The sequence below is a fragment of the Afipia sp. OHSU_II-C1 genome, assembly GCF_000497575.1.
Taxonomy (GTDB): domain Bacteria; phylum Pseudomonadota; class Alphaproteobacteria; order Rhizobiales; family Xanthobacteraceae; genus Afipia.
Genome location: NZ_APJI01000014.1, coordinates 132,794 through 149,943, shown reverse-complemented (window position 1 = coordinate 149,943; position 17,150 = coordinate 132,794). Strand labels below are relative to the sequence as shown.

The following is a 17,150-nucleotide window of genomic DNA, read 5'->3' as shown; positions in this document are numbered from 1 at the left end:
CCGAATACAGGATATGAATAAACCGCCCGCTTCACAGCGGGCGGTTTTGCGTTTGGGCCCGTTGAAACCGGCTATCAGCCCCTGGCGAGCCAGCGCGTGATGCGTGTCACGGCTTCACTGATCTCCTGCGTCGAGCGCGAATAGGAAAAACGCACAAAGGACTTTCCGTGGAACGGGTCGAAATCAACGCCCGGTGTTGCCGCGACATGCGCCTGCTGCAGCATGGTCTTGGCAAACTCGAAGCTGTCGGCGTTGAACTTGGAGACATCCGCATAAAGATAGAACGCGCCATCCACAGGCAGGAATTCCGTCAGCCCGACTTTCGGCAGCCCTTCGATCAAGATGCGCCGATTCTCCTCATAGCCGTGCTTGATGACATCCATTTCGGCACATCCGTCGAATGCGGCTTCTGCCGCGATCTGCGACAGGGTCGGCACGGAAATCGACAGGTTCTGCTGCAACGTCTCGACCGAGCGCACCAGCGCTTCCGGCACAACGATCCAGCCCACGCGCCAACCGGTCATGCAGAAGTACTTCGAGAACGAATTGATGATGATCGCCTCGGACGAAAGCTCGGCGGCCGTCACCGCCGGAAACGCGTAGTCGAGCCCGTGATAGATCTCATCCGAGATGAAGCGGATGCCTGCGCTGTCCGCTGCGGCGATCAGGTCCGCCATGGCCTCACGCGTCATCATGGTGCCGGTCGGGTTCGCGGGACTGGCGACCAGCACACCCTTCAGCGGTGTCTTGCGGTGGGCCTCCAGCAACATCTCTCCGGTGAGAGCGTGCCGTGTGGCATTGGTCGTTTCGATCAGAACGGGCTCACATCCGAGGGCACGCAAAATGTGCCGATACGGCGGATAGCCGGGAGACGTGATGGCAACACGATCGCCGGGCTCGAACGCCGACAGAAACGCGAGAACAAAGGCCCCCGAAGAGCCCGTGGTGATGACGATGCGCCCGGGATCGACGTCCTGCTTGTAGGTTTCGCGGTAGTGGCGTGCGATTCGCTGACGCAGCGAGGAGATGCCGACAGCGGCGGTATAATCGATCTTCCCGACATCGAGGGCTGCGCGCGCAGCCGCGATTGCGGTCTGCGGCGCGGGAGCCGCAGGCTGGCCAACCTCCATATGGATCACGTGGCCGCCTTGGGCCTCGATCCTGGCGGCGGCCGCCATCACATCCATCACCATGAACGGCGGAACATTGCCGCGGCTGGAGGGTGTCAAAAGGCTTTTTGCCTTGTCTGTAAGCGTCACATCCAGTGTCCTGAATCCGAAGTTCGCCTCGTTTGCATCACTCTCCATAGCGAACTTCGGATTCAAAAAGACACTGGAAAATTACAATTCTAGTGTGGTTTTGGTTCGCAAGTCCGCAAATGTGCGCGCTGTAGAAGTAATGCGGACTTGCGAACCACCACACTGGCATGAAATCTGCTATTCTCGGGAACCGCGGCATGCAAGGAAAGCATGCGGCAACGTGCCGTTGTACCGCCGCATTCGGCGTCTTGTTAGACCGTGTTTTTAGCACCCTACAGGCCGCCGCTCCATTGCCAAGCTCGCTGACCAAGCCATGACAAATGCCCTCTTGACCGCGCCAGCCACCCGCTCGCCGATCCGCGCCGTTCTGCGGCGCGCGACCGCAGTCGTCACTGCGGCGGCACTGCTCGCCGGGTCATGGCCGGCGCATGCACAGCAAGGGGGGCCTCCTCTTCTACGCGACGCCGAGACCGAACAGCTTCTGCGCGACTACACGCGCCCGATCCTGCGCGCGGCAGGGCTGGAGAAGCAAAACATTCAGGTCGTCATTATCAACGATCCGGCATTCAACGCCTTCGTCGCCGACGGTCGCCGTATTTTCGTGAACTACGGAGCGTTGCGCGAATCCGATACACCGAACCAGATCATTGGCGTGCTGGCCCATGAAACGGGCCACCTTGCCGGCGGACATCTTGCGAAACTGCGCGAACAGATTTCGCGAGCACAGACCCAGTTGATCATCGCCATGCTGCTTGGCCTCGGCGCCGCTGTCGCCGGCGCGCGTTCCGGTGCAGGAAGTGCCGGCGCTGCTGCAGTCGCCGCGCCTCAGGCCGCGATCATGCGCACGATGCTGTCCTACCAGAGGCAGCAGGAAGAAAACGCGGACAAGGCGGGCGTGAAATTCCTCAACGCCACCGGCCAGTCATCCAAGGGGATGTACGAAACGTTCAAGCGATTCTCCGAACAGGGCCTGTACGCTTCGCGCGGCGCCGATCCTTACAATCAGTCGCATCCGATGCCAGCCGAACGCGTCAGGGCGCTGGAGGAACTGGCGAAATCGAGTCCATATTGGGACAAGAAAGACGACCCCGCGTTGCAGCTCCGCCACGACATGATGCGCGCCAAGGTGTCCGGCTTCATGGAGCGCGCCGATACCGTCTACCGCCGCTATCCGTCATCGAACGATAGCCTTCCCGCACGTTACGCCCGCGCAATCGCTACCTATCGTCACGGCGATCTGCGCAGTGCCCTCGCCCAGATCGACTCCCTGATCAAGGTCCAGCCCAACAATCCTTACTTTTACGAGTTGAAGGGTCAGGCGCTGCTTGAGGGGGCCAAGCCCAATGAGGCCATCGCGCCGCTTCGCAGGGCGGTTCAACTGTCCAACAATGCGCCGCTCATCGAGATGTTACTTGGCCAGTCCTTGGTGGCATCGGACAATAAGGCTTACGCTGAGGAAGCTATCAAGATTCTGCGGGCAGCGCTCGTGCGGGAACCGGAAGCGGCGCTCGGCTATACGCAACTCGCAATGGCTTATGGCCGCAAGGGCGACTATGCAGAAGCCGATCTCGCCTCGGCCCAGGCAGCCTATCTGCGCGGAGACCAGAAAACGGCGCGAGATCTCGCCTCGCGCGCAAAGACTCGGTTTGCCATCGGCACCCCCGGGTGGGTCAAGGCCGACGATATCGTTAATACGAAGCCGATAAAGAATTGAACGGTCCACACAGTCACGAAGGAATGCTCATGGTTTCGCTCCGCTCTCTTGCTCCGTTCGCCTTCACGCTGGTGCTGGGTCTGCCCGCCGTGTCGTATGCGCAGTCGTTCAGCGACGCGCAGAAGAGCGAGATCCAGAAGATCATCAAGGACTATCTCGTCGCCAATCCCGAGCTGCTTGAGGAGATGTCGGCCGAATTGCAGAAGCGGCAGGCGGCCGCAGAATCGGAAAAGCATCGCGCCGCTGTTCAGAAAAATGCAGACGTGATCTTCAACTCGCCGCGCGGTGTCGTTGTCGGTAACCGGGACGGCGACGTGAATTTCGTCGAGTTCTTCGATTACAACTGCGGCTATTGTAAACACGCGATGGCCGACATGCTCACCCTGATGAAGTCGGACTCGAAGCTGCGTGTCGTACTGAAGGAATTCCCCGTTCTCGGACCGGGCTCGGTGGAGGCAGCGCAGGTCGCTGTCGCGGTCCGCATGCAGGACCCGAGCGGGAAGAAGTATCTGGACTTCCATCAGAAGCTGCTGAATGGGCGCGGACAGGCCGACAAGGCGCGCGCCATGGCGGCGGCGAAGGAAGCGGGTCTTGATATGGCCAAGCTTGAGAAGGACATGGCCAGCCCGGAGGTCAACGCGACGCTGAACGAGAACTTCAAGCTCGCCGAGGAAATGGGCCTCAACGGCACCCCGAGCTATGTGATCGGAAAGGACGTGGTGGTCGGTGCTGTCGGCGCGGCGGGTCTCGCCAAGAAAATCTCGGAAGCGCGCTGCGGGAAGGCGACCTGTTAGGCCGGGCCGCCCTTAGGCGGAGCATCCGCCTGGACAATCGTTAAGATTGGTTAACCAGTGAGTTCAGAGTGTTCCACCAAGCTTTTCAGGTGATTTCTGAATGATTTGGCGGGGGATGGCGAAGCCGATCAGGCTTCCCTCCCGGCCCTATGTTGCCTATAAACCGCCCCAAGCTGCGCGCACCCGCATTATTTCGCCGACATTGCTGGATTTGGTTTTCGGATGGCAAAGACGATCTATGTGCTCAACGGGCCGAACCTCAATCTGCTCGGCACCCGCGAGCCGGAGACCTATGGCCATCACACCCTCGCTGACGTGGAGAAGCTCTGCCACGACAGCGCCGCCAGCTACGGCCTGACGGCCGATTGCCGCCAGTCCAACCGCGAGGGCGAACTGATCGATTTGGTGCACGAGGCGGGTGCGAAGAAGGCCGCCGGTATCATCATTAACGCCGGCGGATATTCCCACACCTCGATCGCGCTCCATGACGCGCTGGTTGCCGTCAAACTTCCAACGGTCGAAGTCCACGTCTCCAACATCTACGCGCGCGAGAGCTTTCGTCACCATTCCTTCGTCGCATCTGCTGCCGTGGCAACACTGTGCGGCTTCGGAATCGATGGCTATCGCCTCGCAATCAGCGGCCTTGCCGCGAAGATCGGCGCCAAGGCGAAAGCCTGATACGCCTGCCTGTCATTTACTGAGAAAGCTTCGGATTACACATGGCCTCCTCGCCGAAAGAACCATCTGCCCCAAAGGAAAAACCGGCCGACGAGCGCGAACTCATTCGCGAACTGGCGATGCTGCTCGATGAAACCAATCTCACGGAAATCGAGATCGAGCGCGCTGGCTTGCGTCTGCGGGTTGCACGCAACATCAGCATCGCGGCACCGGTGTCCTATCAAGCTGCGCCAGCTGCTGCCCCGGTTGCCGCGGCAGCTCCCGTTGTAGCTGCAGCCGCTCCTGCCGATATTTCCAAGCACCCCGGCGCAGTCCCCTCGCCGATGGTCGGCACCGCCTACCGCGCTTCCGAGCCCGGTGCGAAGCCGTTCGTCGATGTCGGCAGCAAGGTGAAGGTCGGCGACACGCTCATTATCATCGAAGCGATGAAGACGATGAACCAGATCCCGTCGACGCGCGCCGGCACGGTCACGCAAATCCTCGTCGAAGACGGCCAGCCGGTCGAGTTCGGCGAACCGCTCGTCATTATTGAATAATCTCACCGTCAGGCGCTGCGATGTTCGACAAGATCCTGATTGCCAATCGCGGCGAGATTGCATTGCGCGTGCTGCGCGCATGCAAGGAGCTCGGCATCGCGACCGTCGCAGTTCACTCGACTGCGGACGCAAACGCAATGCATGTCCGCCTCGCCGATGAAAGCGTCTGTATCGGACCGCCGCCCGCGAAGGACAGCTATCTGAACGTGCCAGCGCTGCTCGCTGCATGCGAGATCACTGGTGCCGACGCCGTTCACCCGGGCTACGGCTTCCTGTCAGAGAATGCGCGTTTCGCGGAAATTCTCGCCGACCACAATCTGCATTTCATCGGCCCGAAGGCCGAGCACATCCGCCTGATGGGCGACAAGATCGAGGCCAAGAAGACCGCCAAGCGCCTCGGTATTCCTGTTGTGCCCGGCTCTGACGGCGGCATCGGCCCCGGCGATGACGCCATGGGCATCGCCAAGAAGATCGGATTTCCGGTTCTGGTGAAGGCGGCGGCTGGCGGCGGCGGCCGCGGCATGAAGGTCGCGCAGACTGAAGCCGATCTGATGCTCGCCCTGTCCACCGCGAGCAACGAGGCCAAGGCCGCGTTCGGCGACGGCTCGGTCTACCTCGAAAAATATCTTGGCAAGCCGCGCCACATCGAAATCCAGATTCTTGGCGACGGCCGCGGCGGCGCGATCCACCTCGGCGAGCGCGATTGTTCGCTGCAACGCCGCCACCAGAAGGTCTGGGAAGAAGGCCCCTCGCCGATCCTGAGCGCAGCCGCACGCGCCAAGATCGGTGAAACCTGCGCCAAGGCGATGCGCGAGATGCAGTATCTCGGCGTCGGCACCATCGAATTCCTTTACGAAGACGGCGAGTTCTATTTCATCGAAATGAACACGCGCATTCAGGTCGAGCATCCCGTCACCGAAATGATTACCGGGATCGATCTGGTCATCGAGCAGATTCGTGTCGCCGCAGGCGGCGACCTGCCCTGCGCGCAGGAAGATATCGTCATCAATGGCCACGCGATCGAATGCCGTGTGAACGCCGAGAACCCGGTTTCCTTCCGGCCTTCGCCCGGCAAGATCATGCAGTACCATCCGCCGGGCGGGCTTGGCGTGCGGATCGATTCAGCCGTTTATCAGGGCTATGTCATTCCACCCTATTACGACTCCCTGGTCGGCAAGCTGATCGTTCATGGCAAGACCCGTGGCGAATGCCTGATGCGATTGCGGCGCGCGCTCGACGAGATGGTGGTGGATGGCGTCGAAACCACATTGCCGCTGTTCCGGGGGCTGGTACGGGAACCCAGCATCATCGACGGCGACTACCACATTCATTGGCTTGAGCACTATCTGACAGCCGGTGACACCAAGTCGTCCTGAGGTTCCGGACCCTGAAATTTTGAGTTCCATCCATGGAACTAAATTCCTATTTGCGCGTGATATTTCACGTACGCTAGGAATAGGTTTCAGGGGTAGCAATTTGAATTTTCAGCGATTTATTTATCCCGGCAACACCGCAGGGCGAACGTGACACGGGATAAGGCCCGTCGGCGCACGCTCTGGCAGATTGCCTTGCTATCCGCGGGCTTTCTGGTGCTGGTCGCGATCAGCGTCATTTCCATCGTTCTGGTGAACAAGGCGCGCGACGACAGCCGCTGGGTGGTTCACACCGTCGAAGTCGAAAATCAGATATCGACCGTCCTGCTGGATATCCGGCGCGCAGAAAGCGCCGCCCGAGGTTACCTCCTCACGTCGCAACCGAAATTTCTGGCGGAGCACGAGGCTGCTATCCAACGCATCTTGCCGGGTGTCGAGACGCTCATAAGACAGACCAGCGACAGCCCAGTTCAGATCGAGAACAGCAAGCAATTCCGCGAATCCATCGAATTGCGTCTCACGGAATTCACCAAAGCTGTCGACTTCGTGAAAAGGAACGACATTCCGGGCGGCGTGGCAATGTTGCGCGACGGTAGTGGCACTGCCGTTCAGCGCATAACTGAGATCGCCACGGCCATGCGCGCGGAGGAAAACCGTCTTTTCCAGGCACGAACCGCCGCAGCCGACCGCAGCCAGACTCTCGCAGCGGTTGTCACAACAGCCGGTTCAGGCCTGGTGCTCCTTTTGGCTGGCGCCTCACTTTTTCTGGTGCGGCGATCGACGCGTGCGCGCGACGAAGCCGAGCGGCAACTGCGCGACAACAATCTTAACCTCGAAGCGACTGTTGAAACACGCACCGCTGATCTTCGCGAAGCGAATGAAGAGATCCAGCGCTTTGCCTACATCGTAAGTCACGATCTGCGCTCGCCGCTTGTGAATATTATGGGTTTCACAAGCGAGCTCGAAGAACTGCGCACCGACATCTTCACCCGTATTGCAAAATACAGCCGTGCCGCTGCGGCGGCGCCGTCAGTCCCCGAGCCCATCGTCGATGTAGATCCGGCGACAGCGCCGGAGCTTCAGGCGGAAGACAAACAGCTTGCCCAGGATTTCTCAGAAGCACTCGGATTCATCAAGTCGTCCATCGGCAAGATGGATCGTCTGATCTCCGCCATACTCAATCTGACACGCGAAGGTCGGCGCGAATTTCGCCCTGTAGAGGTCGATACCAGAGAACTTATCGAGACAATCATCTCGTCCATGGCGCATCAAGCGTCTGAGGCCAATGCGCAAATCCGCGTCGAGCCGCTGCCCAATATTGTCAGCGATCGCCTCGCATTGGAACAAATTTTCTCCAACCTCGTTGATAATGCTCTCAAGTACCTCAAGCCGGGCGTGCCAGGCGACATCCTGATCAAGGGGCGCCTCAAGCTCGGTTTTGTCATCATCGAAATCACTGACAACGGACGTGGTATCGATCCAAAGGATCACCAGAGGATCTTCGACCTGTTCCGACGGGCCGGTCTTCAGGATCGTCAGGGACAAGGCATCGGTCTCGCCCACGTCCGTGCATTGGTGCGCCGCATGGGTGGCACCATCAACGTCTCCTCAGAACTTCACAAAGGCAGTACTTTCACGGTTACATTGCCTGCGAAGTGGAATTTCGGAACTCAAGGAAAAGAAGAATGAGTCTGCCAGTTAAAATCATCATGATCGAAGATGACGAGGGCCATGCCCGCCTGATTGAGCGCAATATCCGGCGCTCCGGTGTCAACAATGAGATCTTGCCGTTCACCAACGGTACAGATGCGGTGAAATACCTGTTCGGCAAGGACGGCTCAGGCGTCGATCATAAGGATCAGGCGCTTCTGATTCTGCTCGACTTGAATCTGCCCGACATGACCGGAATCGAGATCCTCAAGCGGATCAAAGAAAACAGTCACGTCAAATGCGCGCCGGTTGTCGTACTGACAACCACGGACGACGAGCACGAAATCAAACGCTGCTACGAGCTGGGCTGCAACGTCTACATTACCAAGCCCGTGAACTACGAAAGCTTTGCCAACGCGATCCGCCAACTGGGATTGTTTTTTTCAGTTATCAAGGTTCCACCTGTCAAAACATGAAACCTGCAACGCCTCTTCTTTTGTACATTGACGACGATGCCGATCTTGCGCGGCTGGTCGAGCGCGGGCTGAAGCGGCAGGGTTTTGCCGTCGAACACGCGGCTGACGGCGCGAGCGGCCTTGCGCGCATCAAGCAAGGCGGGATCGATGTCGTCGCGCTGGATCAGCACATGCCCGGTCTCGATGGCCTCGAAACTCTTGCTGAATTACAGAAGATTCCGGACGCGCCTCCGGTTATTTTCGTGACCGCATCGCAAGACAGCAAAATCGCGGTCACCGCCCTGAAGGCAGGAGCTGCCGACTATCTGGTCAAGGATACGCAGGGAGAATTTCTCGCGCTGCTCGACGTCGCTGCACGAGGCGCTATCGAACAAGCGCTTGTGCGCAAGGCGCGCGACGATGCAGAAGCGGAAGTTCATGCTTCGCGGGACCGCTACGCGGCGCTCGCCGCCGAGCGCGAGGTCCTGCTGCGTGAAGTGAATCATCGTGTCGGCAACAGCTTGCAGATCATCGCGTCGTTGCTGCATCTTCAGGCTAACTCGAGTGCCGACGACGATGTGAAGGCCGCGCTAACCAATGCGATGGGACGCGTCGCCGCGGTCGCGCAGGTTCATCGCCGCCTCTACACGTCTCAGGACCTCAAGACGGTCATGCTGAACCAGTATCTCGAAGCCTTGCTCGAGGACCTGCGGCGTTCCGCTGAAGGCAACCGGATGTCGCGGCTGACGATGAAAGCCGACCCCGTCGAGATCGACCCGGATCGCGCCGTTGCGATCGGCATCATCGTCAACGAACTGGTCATGAACGCCGTCAAGTACGCCTATCCGGACGGTGCCGGTCCGATCCATGTCGAACTCCGGTCGTGCAACGGCGGCCTTGAACTGTCGATCACCGACGATGGCGTCGGCTTGCAGGTAAAGCAGGATCCCCGATCCACCGGCATGGGCCAGCGCATCGTGAGTGCGATGGCGCAAAAGCTCGAAACCAAGGCCGAGCGCGATCCATCCCACGCTGGAACACGTATCGTGCTGCGGCTGAAGAGCGCCGTACAGCCGCAAATCAAGCAGGTTGTCGGCACGGCTTGACGGTCGCGGAAGGCCGCACAACCTGCTATGATTGCGCATGAGTTCTCGCGACGCCGCATCGTCCGAAATTACGCCGAGTGTGTTGCTGCGCGCGTATGCTTGCGGCATCTTCCCGATGTCCGAAAGCGCCGACGACCCTACGATTTTCTGGGTCGAGCCCGAGAAACGCGGCATCATCCCGCTGGATGGGTTCCGTGTCGCGTCGCGCCTTGCGCGTACCGTTCGCTCCGACGTCTTTCGCGTCACCGTCAATACGGCTTTCAAGCAGACCATTGCCGGATGCGCCGCGCCACAGCCTGGCCGCGACGATACGTGGATCAATGGCCGTATCCGCGACCTCTACACATCGCTGCACGAGATCGGTCATTGCCACAGCGTCGAAGCCTGGCATGGCGATCAACTGGTCGGCGGGCTATACGGCGTCAGCCTTGGCCGCGCATTCTTCGGGGAGAGCATGTTTCACACCGAGCGGGATGCGTCGAAGGTGGCGCTGGTCCATCTCGTGGCCCGCCTCGTCGCCGGCGGATTCGTTCTGCTCGATACGCAATTCGTGACGGATCATCTGCGCACCTTCGGTGCAGTCGAAGTGCCGCGGCGCAGATACCGCACCATGCTCGATGACGCGGTCACGGGACAGGCCGACTTCTTCGCGCTTCCCGCAGACAGACCCGTTACCGGCACTGAAGCGCTGGCGTGCCTGACCTAAGGCCGATGGCCTGAACGAGGTTACCGCTGGAATGGCGGGAATGGATTCGGCGGCGGCAGCGGCCGCTGCACGGGCGGTTGCTTCGCCGGCCGCTTGGGCTGCTGCTGGGGCGGCGGAGGTGGCGCAGCTTTCGGCGCTTCCTGTTGAGCCACCGTTGCCGACGGACCTTTACAGTCGGTCAGCCAGATATCGTAGATCGGGTGCTCGACGCCGTGCAGACCAGGGCTGGCTGCGAACATCCAACCCGAGAAGATTCGCTTCACCTCGCCCTGCAAGGTGATTTCATCGACTTCGACAAAGGCGTCGGTGTTGGCAGCTTCGGTCGATGGCCGCGTGTAGCAGGCCTGCGGCTTGACGCGCAGAGCACCGAACTGAACGGTCTCTCCGATGTCGGCGTCAAATTTGATGATGCGGCCCGTGATCTTGTCGAGACCCGCAAAAACCGCCTGCTTGTTGACGATCTTCTGGGCCGGCGGTTCGGTCACGACCTCGTCGCCCGGCTGCAATGTTGCAGCCGTTGGCGGAGCGCTGCGCGGCTGCTTCTGACCGGGCGGCAGACCCGGCAACGGGTTGACCGCAGCGTTGTTCGGCGTGCCCTGTCCGGGTACGGCGGGCTGAGATGGAGCGGCCGCCGTTCCTGGAGGTGGCGGCAGCGGCTGGGTCTGGACATTTCCCGGCAGAGGCGCGCCCTGCCCCGGGGGCAGCGGACGGTTCGGTGTGGGAAGCAGACGGCCCTGCGGAGGAAGATCGGGCACCTCTTCCTCTTCCGGCTCCTGAATGGGCTCGCCGCGCTGCTGCACATTGGCAGGCGGACGCGGCGGCCTGTCGGAGAAGATATTGCCGATCTGGGCGTGCACGGGCGTTGCCGGCAGCATCAACAGGGTGGCGCTCAAGGCTGCGACAGAGAAGGTGGCGATGGTTCGGAGCATCTTGCGCAGCTTCACAGGAGCACGGTGCCGCAGGGTGCGAAGCGATTTCCGGAAAACATAGTGCTCCACACCTGTCGGAACGATCACATTCAAGATCATAAACTGATCCGGCCCCAATATGCGATTCAACCGAATCGTGTCCGCGTCATTCTACAGAAAACGGGCCGCGCGCAGATCATCGGTTAACACGCCGAATACGGCGGGGAAAGGGCGAGCCATTCACACCGCCCGCCGAACCAGACGGCTCGTTTGCCCCGGCGTTACTGTCCGGGGGTCCAAGACTGATAATCGCCCGTGGCCTTCGGCCGGCGACCCGCAGCGAGTGTCGAGCCCGATGGGCGATAAGCTGCCGGCGTACCGGTCATGTTCGGGCGGTGCGGCTTTTCCCACTCGCGCGGCTTGTAATCGGTCTCGGTCGGCGGCGTGTCCACAGTGTGGTGCAACCATCCATGCCAAGCGGGCGGAACGCGCGTCGCTTCGGCGTACCCGTTGTAGATCACCCACCGGCGCTCGAAGCCCAGCGTCGGATCGATTTTGCCGCCACGCGTGCGGTAGTAGGTGTTGCCACCCTCGTCCTGTCCGACCACCTCGCCGAACCGCCGCGTCCAGAGCAGCGTGCCGAATGTCGTGCCGCTCCACCACGTGAAAAAGCGTAGGAAAAACAGCTTCATGGCGAGAATCCGAAATGGGCGCGCAGAGCCGCGCGATGGCTGTTTGATGCCATCCGGGGTGCCAATTGTCCAGTGCTAACAGCAACTTGGTGCGATGCGTGAACCTCCGGGGCGCTGAGGCGTTGATAGCCCTCACCGCTCATCCCCTGCCGGAATCCTCACGATGATCGACGTCATCAAAGACGGCTATGCCGAGATCCTGAACACGCTCTGGCTGCTGCCGAACTGGCTGACGGCGTCCACACTCGTGATCGGTGGAATCCTCGTCGCGCTGATCGCCAACGCCATGATCGTTCATGCAATCAGAAGCACGCTCGGCGTACGTCATCCCAAGACCCGGTCGCTGCTCACCCGCAGCAAAGGGCCGCTTCGGCTTGCTTTGATCGTCCTCGCTCTGTCGCTCGTGGTCAGGGTTGCGCCCATTGGAGAGCGCGCCGCGATCGTCTTCAGCAACGTCCTCAACGTCGCCTTCATCGCGTTATTGGGATGGACCGCGCTTATAGCAGCCCAGATCGGTTCACAGGTTTACCTGCGGCGCTTCAGCCTGGAGGCCGAAGACAATCTGCTCGCGCGCAAGCATGTCACGCAGGTGGGCATCCTCAAGCGTGCCGCCGACACCCTGATCGTGATCATGACGGTTGCGGCAGCGATGATGAGTTTCGAGCAAGTCAGGCAATACGGCGTTAGTCTGTTCGCCTCGGCAGGCGTCGCAGGTCTCGCGATCGGTATCGCCGCGCGTCCCCTGCTCGCCAACCTGATCGCCGGCGTCCAGATCGCGGTAGCGCAGCCGATCCGGCTCGACGACGTCGTCTTTCTCGAGGGCGAATACGGCACCATCGAAGAAATCACCACGACCTATGTTGTCATCAAGCTTTGGGACTGGCGCAGGATGGTGGTGCCGCTGAGTTACTTCATCGAAAAGCCATTCCAGAACTGGACTCGCGAAACCTCCGCGCTGATCGGCTCTGTGTTCCTGTATGTCGACTACACCGTGCCGGTGGAAAAGCTTCGCGAAAAACTGATGGAAGTGGCGCGCGCCTCTCCGCTTTGGGACGGCCGCGTCGTGGTGCTTCAGGTCAGCGACGCCACCAGGGATCACACGATCGAGCTGCGTGCATTGCTGAGCGCGCGAAGCGCCCCTGCGGCGTGGGATCTGCGCTGTGAGGTGCGCGAGAAACTGATCGCCTACTTGCAGGAAGAGTATCCCGGCGCATTGCCGCGCCAGCGCCAGGAGTTCGTGTCGCGCAACGAACCGGATCAGGCCCCGCTATCGCCTCACACAATGGTATCGCATCACCGCGCTGGCTGAACCTGCGACACCGTTTGGTCGCAATCCATTCATGCTCCATTGGGTTTGCTCGTGCGAACGTGAACCTGAGACTTTTGAAAGCCCGGAACATCTCATGTGGGCTTCCGTTCTTTCATGAAGTTCACCCGGAGTTCGAACAGATGATCAATCTCAAAGTTTTCGGAACGGCGGCTCTTCTTGCGATCACCCCTGTGATCGTCGCCTCGAGCGCTGATGCACAAGTCCGCTTCAACGGCGGCGGCGCCTCCCGTGGCGGAGCGCCCGCGATCGGGGGCGGCGGAGGTTTTCGCGGCGGTGGTGCAGGCATGGCCCGCCCGAGCTTCAGCGGCGGTGGCATGGCGGCACGCCCGAACTTCGGCGGTGGACCGCGTGTCGGCAACTCCGGCATTCGGTTCTCCGGTCCGCCTTCCGCGGTCCTCGGAAATCGCGCGATCTCGGGCCGTCCGGTCGCCCAGCTTGGAGGTGGCGGCCAGTGGAACGGCGGCCGTCATTGGCACGGGCATAGGCCTTGGCGTGGTCCCGGCTATGGCTTCGGAGCAGGCCTGGCGCTCGGCGCAATCGGCTCATCGTATTATTACAACGACCCGTATTACTACGATAACTCCTACGCATACGCGCCGGATACCTACGTAGACGATGAACAGTATGCAGCCGCTCCGGCGGCTGACGGAGATGCGGCTTACTGCGCCCAACGCTACAAGTCCTACGACCCGGCGTCAGGCACGTACCTGAACTACGATGGCAACCGGTATCCCTGCCCGTAAGCCATTGCGAAATATCCGACTTCCGGCCTCTGGGGTCGTGTTCCTGAAATGGAACCGCCCCAGAAGCGCCTGAATCCAACCCAACATTGACATTCTCTGTATGGAGCAGCGCATCCCGCGCAGCTCCCGATGCAGAGTGATCGATGCGGGCTTGGAGTGAGGAAGATGATCACCTTTAGGAATGGATGCGCGATCGCAGCCGTTGCGCTGGCGCTTCCGATGGCCGCGATGTCATCCGGCCATGCTGCACCGCTGGCGCCGAACCAGTCTCTCGCGGCGGCTCATGCCGACGTCGACAATTCGCTGGTTACTCAGGTTCAGTGGCGGCGGCGCGGATATTACTACGGCGGTGCTGGCCTCGGTGTCGGGCTTGCCGCCGGTGCGCTGATCGGCGGCGCTATCGCCGCCGGTGCAAATCCCTATTACGGACCGGGATACGGGTATGGCTACGGTGGCCCGGCCTATTATCCTGCGCCCGCCCCTGTGGTGGTTGCGCCGGGCTATGGCGGCGACGCGGAAGCCTACTGCATGCGGCGCTACCGGTCTTATGATCCGGCATCCGGCACGTATCTGAACTACGACGGCAACCGCTACCCCTGCCCGTAAGCTTGAACAGCAGTTGATTTGAAAACGGCGATGCCATGCATCGCCGTTCTTGTTGGTGCTGAATGATGCTGGCTGACGTCGAGCCTAAAACGAAACCTTGACGCCGCCTCGGCCCGTGATGGTCTGGCTCTGGTCGGACATCGCGGTGAATTCAGCTGCGCCGTAGACGGAGACGCCAGAAGTGTTGCGCCAGTCGAACCCCGCCCCCGCGTAGAAGCCGACAATATTGCCCTTGCCGGGCGTCGCGAAGGCGAGGCTTTGTCCGAGCAAAACAGTGCTGATGTTGCTGTCGCCCACGCGCTGCAAGGCAATGATGCCCGCGGAGCCGCTTAACTGAAGTTGCTCGGTGGGCGTGGCATTCGTCGTATGCGTCAATTTCAGTTCGCCCCGCTCTTCGAAATTGTGCGAGGTGCGCGAAGCCACCGTCAAATTCGTGCTCGACCCGCTTTCCTGATAACCGCCGAAACCGGCTGCGAGATAGCGCACACGCGCGGACGGCGTCAGTGTCAGGTTATAGCCCAGCGATTGCTTCAGTCCGTAGGCGATTTCAGGACTGACGAACCAGCCATTGTATTTGCCCGCGGCGTATTCATAGCCGCCGGGCACAAGGTTATTGGCAATCGTGCGCTTCACGTCGTTGTTGCTATAGCCACCGAGCAGCGAGAAATCCAGGAACGCGCGGCCCATCGCATAGCGGCCATAGAGCCCGCCAAAAAAGATATCGCTCGAGATGTCGCCGGAATTCAGATCGATGGTCGACTTGATAGCGCCCCCGCCGATGAAGCCGCCGAGGCGCAGATCGGGCTGCACCGTCTTGTCGATGCCGAGCACACCGCCATAGAAGTAGCTTACAGAGCGCAGGGTCGGCGCATCGGCCTGCTGAATGCGCTGGCCGCCGAAACCCTGCGCCCAGATACTCGTGCCATCCGCCGCGGTGAAGCTTGGGTTGCTCAGAAGCACACGATCATTGCTTGCATAAGCCAGCGCAGGAATACCCGAGAACGCATCGTTGGCCATGTCCCGCGCGACGTTACCCGACGGAGCGAAACCGATCGCCGCCGATCCACTGCCGCCGATCGGCGCTGGATTGGTCAGGCGGCTTGTGACCAGCGAGGTGATCGTGCGCGTCACATCGACCACGTTGCGATCTGCGTTGGCGAACGACGTCGGGTCGAGAACTGCGACGGTGTTTCCGTTGATGACGTAAGGCGCGCCGCCTGTGACGTTCACAATCGCTCCGGTGTCGGTAAGACCACCGAAGATCCCGCACCCGCAGCCCGGCCCGCCGAACGTCAGGACCGATGAGATGTCGTGGCCGCTGAGAATGTTGACCCTGGTGCCGACGGCGAACGGATCTGTCACATCACCGTTGAGAATGATTTGGCCGACGATGCGCGAACCCGGCAGGATGTTCAGCGTTGTTGGCGTGGCGGGATCAAACTGGGTCAGATCAAGCGCAACGCCGGTTGGGCTAAGGCCATAGGTGCCATCGATCAGACCTGCGTTGCTGAACACGACCGTGCCGCCACCGCCGCCATTCGCTACATCGACTTCACCAAAAATCCGGCCTCCATTGTAACCGGTGACCGTCCCGTTGTAAGCGCCAACTCCAACGCCCAGGAAATCGGTATAAATCGTGCCGTAGTTGATGAACGTTGCGTTGCCCGTGCCGCCTGTGTTGCCGGCAAGAGTCAAAACATCTCCTCTAATCGTTCCATAGTTGATGAGGGTTGCGTTGCCGTCACCTCCACCAAGTCCCGTGGTCGTGATTACTCCGCCATTCACGTTACCGTGGTTTATCGTTGTCGCGTCACCACCCATGGCCGTCGCGTTGAAAATGCCGACCGGGGGGCCGCAGCAACTTCCGCTAAACAGCACCTTGCCGCTGTTGATGACGGTCGCGTTGCCTCCGTCGGCGGTGACGTTTGCTATCGAGTCAACCGTGCCCGAGTTGACCGATGTCGCGTTGCCGCCACCCGAACCGGAGCCACCGTTGTTGGTCTGCGTACTGAGAAGGCCGCCGATTACGCCGGAGTTGTTGGCGGTCGCATTACCTCCGCCGTCGGCGGTGGTGGCAACACTTCCGCCGACAGTGCCGGAGTTGGTCGACGTGGCATTCCCCGCGCCGGTCAGCGTGCTGATATACGATCCGATCGTGCCCGAATTGTTCGATGTCGCATTGCCGAGACCACTGGCCGAGGTATCAAGCATGTCGGCATTAATACCGGAGTTCGTCGCGGTGACATTGCCGTCAACGCTGGTCGTGGTGATGCCATTACTCAGACCCGAACTCGTTGTCGTCAGATTGAACGTGCCGAGTTGATCCTGAAGAAACGGAACGGCGGTGGTGCCCGTATTGGTGCAGGTGACGTCGCTCGCGCCGAGTGTCCCGACGCAGGCAAATTGCGCACGCGCGTCCGTCGATGGCAACGAAGCTGCCCCGACAATCGCAGCCATGATCGCGATGACAGGGAATCGCATCGCACGCGCTGTCTGCACGCGCGTCTCCAACGCCCTGTCCGCAACAATCGACGCCACGCCCCAACCCCATTCCCCGGCGGCAAGGTCAGCCACCGATTGCCCGCCGGAACCTAACAGGC

General features: G+C 60.7%; 16 protein-coding genes. 12 read left to right on the top strand and 4 right to left on the bottom strand.

Annotated elements, in window-relative coordinates; all coding sequences use genetic code 11:
* Window positions 1-74: 74 nt before the first annotated feature.
* Entirely contained in the window at window positions 75-1,193 is a 1,119-nt protein-coding gene (locus tag I554_RS0116340; RefSeq protein ID WP_244432772.1) for an aminotransferase class I/II-fold pyridoxal phosphate-dependent enzyme, read from the bottom strand.
* Between the two features lie 379 nt (window positions 1,194-1,572).
* On the opposite strand from I554_RS0116340, the gene I554_RS0116335 reads away from it, so the two are divergent.
* From I554_RS0116335 to aat, 9 genes are all read left to right on the top strand, one after another.
* Window positions 1,573-2,973 carry a M48 family metalloprotease gene (locus I554_RS0116335; RefSeq protein ID WP_024577558.1) on the top strand — a complete coding sequence of 467 codons (1,401 nt, stop codon included), beginning with the start codon at window positions 1,573-1,575 and terminating at the stop codon, window positions 2,971-2,973.
* 29 nt (window positions 2,974-3,002) lie between these two features.
* Window positions 3,003-3,767: a DsbA family protein gene (locus tag I554_RS0116330; RefSeq protein WP_024577557.1), complete on the top strand. Its 765-nt coding sequence runs from the start codon at window positions 3,003-3,005 to the stop codon at window positions 3,765-3,767.
* A gap of 222 nt (window positions 3,768-3,989) precedes the next feature.
* Entirely contained in the window at window positions 3,990-4,445 is a 456-nt protein-coding gene (aroQ, locus tag I554_RS0116325; RefSeq protein WP_024577556.1) for a type II 3-dehydroquinate dehydratase, read from the top strand.
* A gap of 41 nt (window positions 4,446-4,486) precedes the next feature.
* Window positions 4,487-4,981, top strand: a complete 495-nt coding sequence (gene accB / locus I554_RS0116320) for an acetyl-CoA carboxylase biotin carboxyl carrier protein (protein ID WP_024577555.1) — start codon at window positions 4,487-4,489, stop codon at window positions 4,979-4,981.
* A gap of 20 nt (window positions 4,982-5,001) precedes the next feature.
* On the top strand, window positions 5,002-6,357 hold the full coding sequence (gene accC / locus I554_RS0116315; protein WP_024577554.1) for an acetyl-CoA carboxylase biotin carboxylase subunit: 1,356 nt from the start codon (window positions 5,002-5,004) through the stop codon (window positions 6,355-6,357).
* A gap of 147 nt (window positions 6,358-6,504) precedes the next feature.
* Window positions 6,505-8,043: a CHASE3 domain-containing protein gene (locus I554_RS0116310; RefSeq protein ID WP_024577553.1), complete on the top strand. Its 1,539-nt coding sequence runs from the start codon at window positions 6,505-6,507 to the stop codon at window positions 8,041-8,043.
* Window positions 8,040-8,480, top strand: coding sequence for a response regulator (locus I554_RS0116305; protein ID WP_024577552.1), 441 nt, complete (start codon window positions 8,040-8,042; stop codon window positions 8,478-8,480). The genes I554_RS0116310 and I554_RS0116305 overlap by 4 nt, the downstream gene beginning before the upstream one ends.
* Window positions 8,477-9,565, top strand: a complete 1,089-nt coding sequence (locus I554_RS0116300; protein ID WP_024577551.1) for a response regulator — start codon at window positions 8,477-8,479, stop codon at window positions 9,563-9,565. Before I554_RS0116305 ends, I554_RS0116300 begins: the two co-directional genes overlap by 4 nt.
* A gap of 37 nt (window positions 9,566-9,602) precedes the next feature.
* The gene (gene aat, locus I554_RS0116295) at window positions 9,603-10,271 is read left to right on the top strand and encodes a leucyl/phenylalanyl-tRNA--protein transferase (protein ID WP_024577550.1); all 669 of its coding nucleotides are present in this window, start codon (window positions 9,603-9,605) and stop codon (window positions 10,269-10,271) included.
* Window positions 10,272-10,291: 20 nt separating this feature from the next.
* On the opposite strand, the gene I554_RS0116290 is transcribed toward aat, so the two are convergent.
* The gene (locus I554_RS0116290; RefSeq protein ID WP_244432768.1) at window positions 10,292-11,299 is read right to left on the bottom strand and encodes a DUF2155 domain-containing protein; all 1,008 of its coding nucleotides are present in this window, start codon (window positions 11,297-11,299) and stop codon (window positions 10,292-10,294) included.
* A 161-nt stretch (window positions 11,300-11,460) separates the two neighbouring features.
* The gene (locus I554_RS0116285; RefSeq protein ID WP_024578183.1) at window positions 11,461-11,871 is read right to left on the bottom strand and encodes an NADH:ubiquinone oxidoreductase subunit NDUFA12; all 411 of its coding nucleotides are present in this window, start codon (window positions 11,869-11,871) and stop codon (window positions 11,461-11,463) included.
* Between the two features lie 163 nt (window positions 11,872-12,034).
* Here I554_RS0116285 and I554_RS0116280 point away from each other — a divergent pair, with 163 nt between their 5' ends.
* The 3 genes from I554_RS0116280 to I554_RS0116270 all read left to right on the top strand — a co-directional run bounded on the left by I554_RS0116280 (window position 12,035) and on the right by I554_RS0116270 (window position 14,550).
* Window positions 12,035-13,180: a mechanosensitive ion channel domain-containing protein gene (locus I554_RS0116280; protein WP_024577411.1), complete on the top strand. Its 1,146-nt coding sequence runs from the start codon at window positions 12,035-12,037 to the stop codon at window positions 13,178-13,180.
* Window positions 13,181-13,320: 140 nt separating this feature from the next.
* Window positions 13,321-13,944, top strand: a complete 624-nt coding sequence (locus I554_RS0116275; RefSeq protein WP_024577412.1) for a BA14K family protein — start codon at window positions 13,321-13,323, stop codon at window positions 13,942-13,944.
* A gap of 165 nt (window positions 13,945-14,109) precedes the next feature.
* Window positions 14,110-14,550: a BA14K family protein gene (locus I554_RS0116270; protein WP_024577413.1), complete on the top strand. Its 441-nt coding sequence runs from the start codon at window positions 14,110-14,112 to the stop codon at window positions 14,548-14,550.
* 84 nt (window positions 14,551-14,634) lie between these two features.
* On the opposite strand, the gene I554_RS0116265 is transcribed toward I554_RS0116270, so the two are convergent.
* Window positions 14,635-17,124: an autotransporter outer membrane beta-barrel domain-containing protein gene (locus I554_RS0116265; protein ID WP_024577414.1), complete on the bottom strand. Its 2,490-nt coding sequence runs from the start codon at window positions 17,122-17,124 to the stop codon at window positions 14,635-14,637.
* Between the last annotated feature and the right edge of the window lie 26 nt (window positions 17,125-17,150).

Bases quoted from the DNA above. Each gene is read 5' to 3' on its own strand.
- I554_RS0116340 (WP_244432772.1), bottom strand. From the start codon at position 1,193: ATGGTGATGGATGTGATGGCGGCCGCCGCCAGGATCGAGGCCCAAGGC.
- I554_RS0116335 (WP_024577558.1), top strand. From the start codon at position 1,573: ATGACAAATGCCCTCTTGACCGCGCCAGCCACCCGCTCGCCGATCCGC.
- I554_RS0116330 (WP_024577557.1), top strand. From the start codon at position 3,003: ATGGTTTCGCTCCGCTCTCTTGCTCCGTTCGCCTTCACGCTGGTGCTG.
- aroQ (WP_024577556.1), top strand. From the start codon at position 3,990: ATGGCAAAGACGATCTATGTGCTCAACGGGCCGAACCTCAATCTGCTC.
- accB (WP_024577555.1), top strand. From the start codon at position 4,487: ATGGCCTCCTCGCCGAAAGAACCATCTGCCCCAAAGGAAAAACCGGCC.
- accC (WP_024577554.1), top strand. From the start codon at position 5,002: ATGTTCGACAAGATCCTGATTGCCAATCGCGGCGAGATTGCATTGCGC.
- I554_RS0116305 (WP_024577552.1), top strand. From the start codon at position 8,040: ATGAGTCTGCCAGTTAAAATCATCATGATCGAAGATGACGAGGGCCAT.
- I554_RS0116300 (WP_024577551.1), top strand. From the start codon at position 8,477: ATGAAACCTGCAACGCCTCTTCTTTTGTACATTGACGACGATGCCGAT.
- aat (WP_024577550.1), top strand. From the start codon at position 9,603: ATGAGTTCTCGCGACGCCGCATCGTCCGAAATTACGCCGAGTGTGTTG.
- I554_RS0116290 (WP_244432768.1), bottom strand. From the start codon at position 11,299: ATGATCTTGAATGTGATCGTTCCGACAGGTGTGGAGCACTATGTTTTC.
- I554_RS0116285 (WP_024578183.1), bottom strand. From the start codon at position 11,871: ATGAAGCTGTTTTTCCTACGCTTTTTCACGTGGTGGAGCGGCACGACA.
- I554_RS0116280 (WP_024577411.1), top strand. From the start codon at position 12,035: ATGATCGACGTCATCAAAGACGGCTATGCCGAGATCCTGAACACGCTC.
- I554_RS0116275 (WP_024577412.1), top strand. From the start codon at position 13,321: ATGATCAATCTCAAAGTTTTCGGAACGGCGGCTCTTCTTGCGATCACC.
- I554_RS0116270 (WP_024577413.1), top strand. From the start codon at position 14,110: ATGATCACCTTTAGGAATGGATGCGCGATCGCAGCCGTTGCGCTGGCG.